At 44.1% G+C, this 11,660-nt stretch carries 7 protein-coding genes and 1 pseudogene; 3 read left to right on the top strand and 5 right to left on the bottom strand.

What is annotated here, in order from left to right:
* Positions 1-321: 321 nt before the first annotated feature.
* Together BLS65_RS18440 and BLS65_RS15965 are read right to left on the bottom strand one after the other, a co-directional pair.
* Positions 322-489 (bottom strand): hypothetical protein, encoded by a 168-nt coding sequence (locus BLS65_RS18440; RefSeq protein ID WP_170830171.1) that lies wholly within the window; start codon positions 487-489, stop codon positions 322-324.
* Between the two features lie 23 nt (positions 490-512).
* The gene (locus BLS65_RS15965) at positions 513-2,291 is read right to left on the bottom strand and encodes a hypothetical protein (RefSeq protein ID WP_139180975.1); all 1,779 of its coding nucleotides are present in this window, start codon (positions 2,289-2,291) and stop codon (positions 513-515) included.
* A gap of 394 nt (positions 2,292-2,685) precedes the next feature.
* Here BLS65_RS15965 and BLS65_RS15960 point away from each other — a divergent pair, with 394 nt between their 5' ends.
* Positions 2,686-5,265 (top strand): adenosylcobalamin-dependent ribonucleoside-diphosphate reductase, encoded by a 2,580-nt coding sequence (locus BLS65_RS15960; protein ID WP_092440805.1) that lies wholly within the window; start codon positions 2,686-2,688, stop codon positions 5,263-5,265.
* A gap of 772 nt (positions 5,266-6,037) precedes the next feature.
* A complete protein-coding gene (locus BLS65_RS15955; RefSeq protein ID WP_092440799.1) occupies positions 6,038-7,120 on the top strand; it encodes a Fic family protein in 1,083 nt (360 codons plus the stop codon).
* Positions 7,121-7,224: 104 nt separating this feature from the next.
* On the opposite strand, the gene metG is transcribed toward BLS65_RS15955, so the two are convergent.
* Positions 7,225-9,258, bottom strand: a complete 2,034-nt coding sequence (gene metG / locus BLS65_RS15950) for a methionine--tRNA ligase (protein ID WP_092440797.1) — start codon at positions 9,256-9,258, stop codon at positions 7,225-7,227.
* Positions 9,259-9,589: 331 nt separating this feature from the next.
* Between metG and BLS65_RS15945 the strand changes: the two genes are divergently transcribed.
* Positions 9,590-10,498 carry a S66 peptidase family protein gene (locus BLS65_RS15945; protein WP_092440803.1) on the top strand — a complete coding sequence of 303 codons (909 nt, stop codon included), beginning with the start codon at positions 9,590-9,592 and terminating at the stop codon, positions 10,496-10,498.
* Here the strand turns inward: BLS65_RS15945 and BLS65_RS15940 are convergent.
* A complete protein-coding gene (locus BLS65_RS15940) occupies positions 10,488-11,117 on the bottom strand; it encodes a DUF4412 domain-containing protein (protein WP_092440795.1) in 630 nt (209 codons plus the stop codon). The genes BLS65_RS15945 and BLS65_RS15940 overlap by 11 nt on opposite strands.
* Before the next feature lie 299 nt (positions 11,118-11,416).
* Positions 11,417-11,660: pseudogene (locus BLS65_RS18435) on the bottom strand (hypothetical protein); the annotation flags it as partial.

Here is an 11,660-nt window from a genome sequence, read left to right as displayed (position 1 = left end):
GTGCCGGCCAAGTGGATAATGCGGGGACGACAGCGCATCCTAAAGCTCTTTTCGGCCAAGAAATACCACCTGCTGCTGGAGTGAAGCGGCCACGCTGCTGTGCCCAATGGGAAAGGTATGCCCGCGCCTCAATAGCTAGTAATTGAATACCTGACACTTACGGTTCGTTACGGTTTTTATTGTTGCAGGCTTCCAAAAAAGGAAGTTGCAAACCATAGGGGGAGCGAAAAACGGAAGAAGTGACGCAAAGAAGGGCTATGTCGAACCAAAAAAATGGCAAAATATCCACCAAGCAAACCTAAATACGCTAAGATTTAAAACCTAGCAATCGACCTGCGGATTTAAGGTATTAGGAAAAACGGTCGAAGCCTCTTTGCTTCCCGGATCTTGGAGCAGTATGATATTCTTTCGCGAGGCACAACTCGAAACAAATCCAACTGAGATAAGAATCAACAGAATTTTCCACGGTATATTTTTCCAAGTTTTCATCTTTTCTTGATTTATGTAAGACGTTATGGGTTTACTCTTTGTCCATTTATGTAGGTTACGACGAAGGCTCCTGATACTTTCATTTCAATTGCCTTTTTGCGTGCTAAGTCCTTGTTAAAAAACACATCGGAAGTGTATTTATACCAACCGTCCTCGATTCGAAGCGTTACCGGGATACCGTTTTCTCGGTAGATCTTTAGTTTTTTTAGGGATATTGGTCGTTTTGTTGCTGCTAGTTGTACAACAAAAACCGGATTGGTGGTCCGTTTTGCTTCTTCTCGATCAATATTTTCTCTCCCTTCGAATGGCTGACGAATACCATTTATGTAGGGCATGATGAACGCACCAGAAACGCCACACGAATCTCTTACCGAAATAGCATCACTGTAAAGAAGATAGTCTCCAATAGAATAGCGGAACCAGCCATCTTCGGAATAAACGTTTATCGGTCTTATCCCAGGGTGAATGGAGTATAGTAATTGAGCAGGGATAGGTTTTCTAGCCGCTGCAATTTGTACCCGGTACACTGCAATAAGGCCTTCGTGCGTTGCTATCGGCTGTGTGTCGTGAACCTTTGTCTTGATTATTGTCCTCACATCACCTTTGTATGCGGTAACCATTCCTACACGTATTGAGGAAGTGTTCAGGTGCAACACTGCGGCACCGATATCAAAGAAGCGTCCCACAACGTAGCGGTACCAGCCTTCTTCCACCCGTTCTTCTATGGCATACGAACCATTATAAAGCAGTTTCAGCAGCTTGGTATCCAGCTGCGTTCTGTTGGCTGCAATTTGAACGGTAAAGAAATCGGCTGAGAGGCCTCCGGAGGTGTAGGCTGCGATAGTTTTATCGGATTCTGAAATATTGGCTCTTGATACTTCCGGCCCTGTGACGGTGCTTGGTCTATTTTGTCGATTGAGTGGGTCTTTCGACTCCTTGTTTAGCGTAGATGCACCGTTTGTGGAGATTAACGCTTTAACATTTCCACCACTAGCAGTCTCGTTAGTTCCATCTCGATGCAGGCTGCCCAGTCGATAGTTCCCTTTGTCGGTTTCCTGATTAGAGGCAACAGTTGCATTCGTTGCGGTGTTGTTTGTGGAACCATTTTCAACGGAGGTATCGCTCTTCTCTGTCTGAGCAAACCGGTAGTTGCTCCAGAGTTGGGAGAGGTCGGTCGACCTAAATAGGTCTCGTTCCCTACTTTGATAGGTGTAGTTATCATAGGTGAGTGGGGCGTTGGCTTCGTTCCAGACCAACTTGAACCGATTAACCATGGAAAGGTTGATTTGCCGGTGTCCATTGCTGTCGGTGTAAAATTCCACTTTACCTTTTTCGGGACAAGGATTTACTACGGAAAAGGCACTGTCTAGCTCCGCTAGGGCATATAATGTCTTATCAATTGAAGTCGTTAGGTCGCCGTTGGTTGGTGCCAATGCGTTCGCCAGTGTTGTTGCATCTGCTAATTGCTCTTCTGAAATCTTTTTATGAGCGGCGGCTTGCTCCTTCTGTTGTGTACGCTCTATTCCGAGTATTGCATTTTCGTAGATTGCATTTGCCTCCGCTGTAATATTTAAAAGTTCTAGTAGCGATTGGTTGCTTATTTCGGGTGTTTTTGTATTGTAAAATTGATTGTTGATGGCAATAATCCTTGTCTGAATTACTGTCAACCTATTTATGGTAACAGAAGGAAAGCAAGATGCGGACATGGGGAGATTTGAAACATAGCGCTGTCCCGACGCAGGAAAAAATACGACTGTGAGAATAAGAAATACGACGAATGCTTTCAATTTGCATTTGTTCACAGGAGGAGTATTTAGCATGTTTACAAATATAAACCTTTCAGCCATTATTGCTTGGATAATCAGCCACAGCTAGGTGCGTTATGTCATCGTTTTAGTTGACATATATCACCATTTAAGCCCTTGTTGTTTTCTCATTAAATGCCTACACATAATCAATGAATCGGAAAGCCGAATGATGTTTTGTCAAATAATTTAATCCGTAACGTTTAGATAAACAGCCGACAACGGGACATTGTTCATAACTCGTTAATAAATGTATGAGAATGACTTTGCGTCGCGTGGACGGTATGGTTAACTTGCCATGCATAAAATGATCGGTAAGAAAAAAGTGATAAAACTTAGTATCAGCCGACTATCCAAATGCGTTTTAGCAACATCAAAGAACCCTACTATAATGCAACGCGAAAAAGAGACTGATCAAGTGAAAAAGGCAAAAACTTCGGAGAAGGATTTGAGTGTGCAAGGCTACACCTACGAGCAGGCCGTTGAGGCTTCTAAAAAGTATTTCAAGGGAGATGACCTTGCCGCTACCGTTTGGGTTAGTAAGTATGCCTTAAAGGATTCTTACGGTAAGATCTACGAACTTGATCCATCAGATTTGCATAGGAGGCTTGCCAGCGAATTTCATCGCATTGAGGCAAAATATCCAAATCCAGTATCGGAGGAGGAGCTGTTTGAAACCCTTGATCAGTTTAAGTACATTATTCCACAAGGCGGCCCAATGACCGGCATTGGTAACGATCACCAAGTAGCATCACTTTCGAACTGCTTTGTAATCGGTCATCAAAATCCAGCCGATTCGTATGGTGGAATTATGCGTATTGATGAGGAGCAGGTGCAGCTTATGAAGCGCCGTGGCGGCGTTGGCCACGACCTTTCACATATTCGTCCAAAGGGGAGTCCTGTGCTCAATAGTGCGCTTACATCTACAGGTGTGGTTCCATTTATGGAGCGCTACTCCAACTCTACCCGTGAAGTGGCTCAAGATGGTCGTCGTGGTGCGCTTATGCTCTCCATCTCTATTAAGCATCCCGATGCCGAAAAGTTTATCGATGCTAAGATGGAGCCAGGAAAGATTACTGGTGCCAATGTTTCGGTAAAGATGGACGACGAATTTATGCGCTCCGTGGTTTCCGGTAAGCCATACCTTCAGCAATATCCTATTGATGCCGTTAATCCTAAATATAAGGTTGAAGCCGATGCTCGCCAGATTTGGAATAAGATCATTCATAACGCTTGGAAGTCGGCCGAGCCGGGAGTCTTGTTCTGGGACACTGTGCTTCGTGAGTCGGTGCCCGATTGCTATGCCGATCTTGGTTACCGCACCGTTTCTACAAACCCTTGCGGAGAAATTCCTCTTTGCCCTTACGACAGCTGCCGCCTGATTGCGATTAACCTCTACAGCTACGTTGACAAGCCATTTACTGCTGATGCTAAGTTTAACTTTCCCAAGTTTAAACAGCATACCCGCATTGCTATGCGCATGATGGACGATCTTATCGACATGGAGCTGGAGAAGATTGATGCTATTATTGCAAAAGTAACTAAGGATCCTGAAGATCAAGACGTGAAAGATGTTGAGCGTAAGCTATGGGAAAAGATAAAGCAGAAAGCCACCGAAGGGCGTAGAACCGGACTTGGTATTACTGCCGAAGGCGATATGCTCGCAGCCCTTGGCCTTCGCTATGGATCTGACATTGCCACCGATTTTGCTGTTGAAGTTCAGCGCACTCTTGCAGTTGAAGCGTACAGAGCATCAGTTGAGATGGCTGCCGAGCGCGGTGCATTCCCAATATATGATTCGAAGCGCGAAAAGGAGAATCCTTTTATTCAACGATTAAAAGGTGCTGATGAGGATCTTTACCAGAGTATGATGAAGCACGGCCGTAGAAATATTGCCCTTCTTACCATTGCACCAACTGGTACCACTAGCCTTATGACCCAAACATCTTCGGGTATCGAACCGGTATTCTTGCCGGTGTATAAGCGTCGACGTAAGGTAAATCCAAGCGATATAAACACCAAGGCCACCTTTACCGATGAGGTTGGTGATAGCTGGGAAGAGTTCTACGTGTTCCACCACAAGTTTCTTGTTTGGATGGAGGCTAATGGATATAACTCTTCAGAAGTTAAGAACTACAGCGATGAGCAGATTCAAGACATTGTTGAAAAATCGCCATACTACAAAGCCACTTCCAACGATGTGGATTGGGTAAGTAAGGTGAAAATGCAAGGGCTTATTCAAAAGTGGGTCGATCACTCCATCTCGGTTACGGTAAACCTTCCTGAGGACACTACCGAAGCGATGGTTGCCGAAGTTTACAAAACTGCGTGGGAGAGTGGGTGCAAGGGATGCACCGTGTATCGTGATGGGTCTCGTGCCGGAGTATTAGTTTCTACTACCAAGAAGGAACGAAAGGATAGCGATGTCCCCGTGAAACGTCCTGAGATTCTCGACTGCGAAGTAATTCGTTTTAAGAATAATCACGAGAGTTGGATTGCCTTTGTTGGGGTTTTCAACAGCCGACCTTACGAGATATTTACAGGTATGACCGATGACGATGTGTTGGCCATTCCAAAGTCGGTAAACAAAGGCAAAATTATTAAGCTAAAGGATGAGAATGGAAGTCGTTACGACTTTCAATATGTGGATAAGTTTGGATATACCAACACCGTTGGCGGATTATCGCACATGTTCAACAAGGAGTATTGGAACTACGCGAAGCTTATATCGGGGGTATTGCGCAACGGAATGCCAATTCCTGATGTTGTAAACCTTGTATCTTCGCTACGTCTCGATAGCGAAAGTATCAACAGCTGGCGCAACGGTGTGGAGCGTGCCCTCCATAGCTACATTCCCAATGGAACAAAGGCCAAGGAGAATAAGAAGTGCCAAGAGTGTGGTTCCAATTCACTGGTATACCAAGAGGGTTGTCTTTCATGCACTAACTGCGGAAGTTCAAAATGCGGTTAGGCAATACAATAGTCGGTTAAATTTGTGTGAGTTGGCCCGGTCGTGAGATCGGGCTTTTTTTATGGGACATTGTACTACTCCAAGTGTATAGTTTTATACGGCTGGTGCTCAATTTTGTATTGCTAAAGCGCTTTTTTCTTCGGCTCGTGCGCATTTTTGTTCGGCTCGAGTGCATTTTTGTTCGGCTTGAGTGCATTTTTGTTCGGCTCGTGCACAATTTTATGCAGTAGACGCACAAAACTATACGCGAGAGGTATACTTTTATACACGTTGAGTATAAAATATTACTTCTGGAGAACAATTTTATACTTCAGCAGTATAATTTTCGACGTCTGGAGTATAATTTTAGATAGTAGAAGTATAATTTTCGACGGCTAAAGTATAATTTGTGACTCTTAGCGTATAAATAGCGATGCTCGATGCGGTTTTGCGGGCAACTATTGAATAAAGCATATGGTTAATTATCTTATGGTTGATATTTATTACCAAGAGTTAAGCCTGTAAGGCAATTCGCAGCTGTAGGAAGAAAATAAATGCCCCACTTAGTTCTTACCAAGCGGGGCGTTTCAGTATTGTCTAAAATAGAGAGGTGGTTTACTTCACCTCCGAACCGTTTCTTACATCGGTAAGCGGAGCATCGGTTATTCTGGAGGCTATCAGATTATCGGGGGAAAACTTTTTGCTATCACTTGCTATTGGTTATTACTTGTTTTATATGCCAAAAACAATTATGTGTCCTTAAAGTTGTATATTTGGGACATATATTGGAAATATGGGACACACTACACCATTTCTTAGGCTTGAAAAACTACCTCCTAGCAGAGAGCAGGTTGAAACAATTGCAATATTAAGGCAGGCGAATAAAGCTACTGCGGCGCTTGCCGAGCTGAAGGGTATTGCAAAAACGATTCCCAACCAAGCAATGTTGATAAATGCAATTGTTCTTCAGGAGGCGAGAAGTAGTTCCGAGATTGAGAATATTATTACTACTCAGGATGAACTGTATACGGCATTAACTATAAATAAAATAAACAGTTCGCCTTCCACAAAGGAGGTGATTAATTATCGAAAGGCAATTTTTGAAGGCTTCAACCTTGTTCAAAATCAAGGCTATTTAAGTATAAACGATATTGTTAAAATCCAGCAATGCTTGGTTGATAATGCGGCAGGGATAAGGAGTATCCCTGGAACTGTTTTAAAAAATGATTCAACAGGAGAGGTTGTGTATACTCCGCCGCAAGATAAGCTGGAAATAGAGGATTTGCTATCGAATTTTATTGCGCATTATAATGAGGGTGAGTCGGACTTGTCACCACTAATTCGAATGGCAATTCTTCATTACCAGTTTGAAAGCATTCACCCTTTTTATGATGGCAATGGAAGAGCAGGGCGGATTTTAAACATACTGTATCTTATAATCAACCGGCTGATTGATATTCCTATTTTATACCTGAGCTCGTATATAATTGAGCATAAATCGGAGTATTACAGATTGTTGAATTTCACTAATAAATCGGGAGAGTGGGGTGATTGGATTCTATTTATGCTACAAGCGGTGGAGTCAACCTCACAACAAACCATTAGTAAGATTAATGCAATTAGGAACCTTCTTGCTGATACTTTAGATGAAGTGCAGCGTAATGCTCCTAAAATTTACAAGAAGGAGCTAGTTGAATTGCTGTTTGAATTGCCATATTCGAAAATAGATTTTGTTGTGAAGCGATTGAGTGTTGAAAGGAAGGCTGCATCACGATATCTGCGAGAACTCGAAGATATTGGCATACTGGAATCACATAAAGTGGGTCGAGAGACGCTTTATATCAACAAACGATTGGTTGAAATATTGAAAGGATAGGCTGTTGGCAGCGCTGTTTTCGGCATAAGCCCTGAAACTAAGAACGCCCCACTTAGTCCTTTCGAAGCGGGGCGTTTCAGTATTGTCTAAAATAGAGAGGTGGTTTACTTCACCTCCGAACCGTTTCTTACTTCGTTTAGCGGTGCAACAAACTCAAGTCGACCATCGGCATCCTGAGCCATCAGGATCATACCGTGGCTTTCGATACCGCGAATCTTTCGGGGCTCGAGGTTTACCAGCATCGATACTTTTTTACCAATTGCTTGCTCGGGTGTAAAGTAGGCGGCAATTCCCGAAACCACGGTGCGCTTATCGATACCCGTATCGATAGTAAGCTTAAGCAGCTTATCGGTTTTCGGAACGCGCTCGGCCTCCAGAATGGTTCCTACGCGAATATCCATTTTGGAAAACTCGTCGTAGGTAATTGGATCGTGCTGAGGAGTTACGGGCGCTATTTTTATTTCGTTTGCCTTTTTGGTGTTGGCCAACTTTTCCACTTGCTTCTCAATCTCGGCATCCTCAATTTTTTCGAAGAGGAGCGATGGTTCGCCAATGGTATGCCCAACAGCCAGAATGTCGGCACGGCCAAGCATATCCCAACCTGGTTTTCCGAGGTTCAGCATCTTGAGCAGTTTTTCCGAGGTAAATGGCATAAACGGTTCAAATGCAATGGGTAGGTTGGCTGCTATTTGAAGGGCAATATTCATGATGGTTTTTACGCGCTCAGGGTCGGTTTTCATCACCTTCCAAGGCTCCGTTTCGGCCAAGTATTTATTGCCTAAGCGGGCCATGTTCATAGCCTCCTTTAGGGCTTCACGGAAACGGAAGTTCTCAATACTCTCCTCTATTTTCTTACGAATGATGGGCAGTTCGGCCAGTGTCTCACGGTCGAAATCGGTGAGTTCACCTGCGGCAGGCACCTCTCCCTTGTAGTAGTTTTGGGTGAGCACAAGGGCTCGGTTTACAAAGTTACCATAAATGGCTACCAGCTCGCTGTTGTTGCGGGTTTGGAAATCCTTCCAGGTAAAGTCGTTGTCCTTAGTTTCGGGAGCGTTTGCGCACAGCACGTAGCGCAGCACATCTTCCTTTCCCGGAAAATCGTCGAGGTATTCGTGAAGCCACACGGCCCAGTTGCGGGAGGTGGAAATTTTATCGCCCTCGAGGTTCAGAAACTCGTTGGCTGGAACATTGTCGGGCAGAATATAACTTCCCTCGGCCTTGAGCATGGCTGGAAATACTATACAGTGGAAAACAATATTGTCCTTACCAATGAAGTGCACCATGCGGGTATCTTCGCTCTTCCAATACTTTTCCCAATCGGGGGTAAGTTCCTTGGTGGCCGAGATGTAGCCAATAGGGGCATCGAACCAAACGTAGAGCACTTTACCGTTGGCACCTTCTACAGGAACCGGTACACCCCAATCGAGGTCGCGACTTACGGCACGAGGTTGAAGCCCCATGTCGAGCCAAGACTTGCATTGCCCATAAACGTTGCTTTTCCACTCCTTGTGATCTTCTAAAATCCACTTTTTGAGGAAAGGCTCATACTTATCGAGAGGCAAAAACCAGTGGGAGGTCTCCCTAAGCACCGGTTTGCTACCACTAATGGTTGAGCGTGGATTAATAAGGTCGGTAGCGTTGAGGGTTGTTCCGCACTTTTCGCACTGATCGCCGTAAGCGTTCTCGTTGCTGCAGTGTGGACATGTGCCCGTAATGTATCGGTCGGCCAAGAATGCTTTTGCTTCCTCGTCGTAGTATTGCTCCGTTGTTTTTTCAATGAATTCACCCTTATCGTAAAGGTTGCGGAAGAACTCCGAAGCTGTTTCGTGGTGAACTTTTGATGAAGTGCGGGCGTAAATATCGAACGACATGCCAAAGCGCATGAAGGAATCCTTGATTATTGCGTTATACTTATCCACCACCTCCTGAGGGGTAATCCCCAGTTGGCGTGCCTTAATGGTGATAGGTACTCCATGCTCGTCGGAGCCGCACACCGAGATAACGTCTTCGCCCTTAAGCCGAAGGTAGCGAGCGTATATATCCGATGGGATATAAACACCGGCAAGGTGGCCAATATGCACCGGTCCGTTGGCGTAGGGAAGCGCTGATGTAATCAGGTAACGCTTAAACTTTGTCATAAACAGATAAATTTTTGGATAGCATCCAATTACTAAACGAATTTGCAAATATAACCGCTATTCGCTTCTGTCCGAACAGCATTTTGAAAGTAATTTAGGATCGATAGAGCGATTTGAAAATTTGATGATTTGAAAATGGATTAATGGGCTAAATTGTTCGTATGCCTCCAAGGTCTGTTGCCGTGAATAAAGATGGTAATACAAAACAGTTATAATCATTAACGCGTTATATTTGTGGATGCAAAATCGCTCTGATAAAAAAGATGGAGCAAGAAATCATATTATAATCTTCAAATTCTCAAATTCTCAAATTCTCAAATCTTCAAATCGCATGATTATCCCTCCATACCTTAAGCCCGGTGATACAATAGCACTGGCTGCTCCAGCTCGAAAGATTTCAGCCGAAGAGATTGCTCCAGCGGTTGCTCTTCTGGAGTTGAAAGGTTTTAAAGTTCTTGTTCATGACAGTCTTTTTGGTGTAGATAATCAGCTAAGTGGTAGCGATGAGGAGCGAGCAGGATCGATTATCGAATTGCTTAAGAATGAAGATGTAAAGGCCATCCTTTTTGCACGAGGCGGTTACGGCTCCATCCGAACCGTGGAACATATTCCGCAAGAACTCTTTGCGGAGCATCCGAAATGGCTGGTTGGGTATAGCGACGTTACGGTCTTTCACAACCTAATGTCGAAGTTGGGCATTCAAAGCATTCATGGCACTATGCCCATTAACTTTCCGAAAGATGGAACCGAGAATTCATCAATCAGCTCGCTTGTGGATACGCTAATGGGGCGTGGTACAAAAGTTAGTGCAGCACCACATCACTTAAATATAAAGGGAGAAGCAAAGGGAATCCTTACTGGCGGAAATTTGTCCGTGCTGTATAGCTTAGCCGGAACTCCACTCGATACTATTCCCGAAGGCCGTATTCTATTTATTGAAGATTTGGACGAATACCTTTATCATATAGATAGGATGATGATGAATTTGAAAGCTTCGGGTAAACTTTCAAAAATTGCTGGTTTAGTGGTGGGCGGAATGAACGATATGCGCGATAATGCAATCCCATGGGGTCATTCAGCTTATGATACCATTTGTGATATAATGAAGGGCTATGACATCCCTGTAGCCTATGGTTTCCCAGTGGGGCACCAAGAGCCAAACTTAGCCATGGTGATGGGCGCAACGGTGGAGTTGCAGGTTACCGATTCGGGTGCGTCGCTAGTGTATACTAATGCCTGAGGAGGGTATAATTTTTGGGAACATCAAACAGTTTGTCGGAGAGAGGCGCAGGTGCGATTGACGTTACCCTTATTTTTTTCTTATCGAAGCGAAGAAATGTGCGCTCTTCGTAGAGCATAGGAAAGTAACCAAATCGGGCCGGTATTTTTAAGAAGGCGCGCAAATTTGATTCGGTGGGGTCGTAAATAGCTAAAAGTTTGTCGAAAAACTCCATCTTCATAGGAGTTACCCAGAATGCACTTTCGTCGCGGGTTGCGGATTCCTTTACGCGCCACTGAACGCACGGTTGTCCGTTTATTACCTTTTTGTTCTCCGATTTATTTATGGAAACCCTACCGTTAAAAGGGCCAAGCTTTTCGGTATAGAGGTAAGCCTTTTGGTCGGGCGAAATAAGAATAACCTGGTTTTTGCTTAGGTTTACGATCGAAGAGCGACCTAGTATTCCTTCTTTGTCACGGATATCCACTCTTACTGCATTGCCCTTAACGAAGATATCAAACCGAGTGGTATCGTAGGGCGTTTCCTGAATGAGCGAAATACGTCCCTCAAACTCACTCTTGCTGGAGGGGGAAAGTATTACGGTGAGGAAAGAAAGAAAAGCCACGATCCAGGTACCCATTTCTACTCTTTTTGTATTTTTAGCCTAATTTCACATCCACCTCAGGGGCGATATTTTATTGCTTTCGATGTGATGTATCAAATTTTTATGTGGGTTGTTTTTGCAAGCCGTTGGAAATCAATAGTCAGACTGTGGAGATTTTCTCCATTTGAATACCGCTATTATATTGTTAAATTTCGGTTTTAGTTACATAAAAATATAAAAAAACACTACTGTCCGACTAAACTCTAAATATTCATTTATTGCCTCTGCATCCCAATAAATACAGGCAACGATTTTGATTATTAGAAAAGCACCCCTCAGAAAATAAGTTTAATTTGACCGTATAAATCTGGCGAACCTCGCTTATTTAAGTAGTCCCGCTTGGTGCTGCGGAGCAGCTCAAAAACATCGAGTAGGCTGATCAGGTGTATCCGGACTAGCGTTGCCACCACCGAAAATGCTTTCTGGGTGTTGGCCATCTTTTGGATCACGGTCATGAGCAGCTGGGCGATCAGCGTGCACCAAACCTGGGTGCGGATGGCATTTTCATTCTCGCCGTAA

The sequence above is a fragment of the Williamwhitmania taraxaci genome (genome assembly GCF_900096565.1).
In the GTDB taxonomy this organism is placed as follows: Bacteria; Bacteroidota; Bacteroidia; order Bacteroidales; family Williamwhitmaniaceae; genus Williamwhitmania; species Williamwhitmania taraxaci.
The sequence above is the reverse complement of the archived record's forward strand: the minus strand, read 5'-3'. Positions and strand labels throughout refer to the sequence as shown.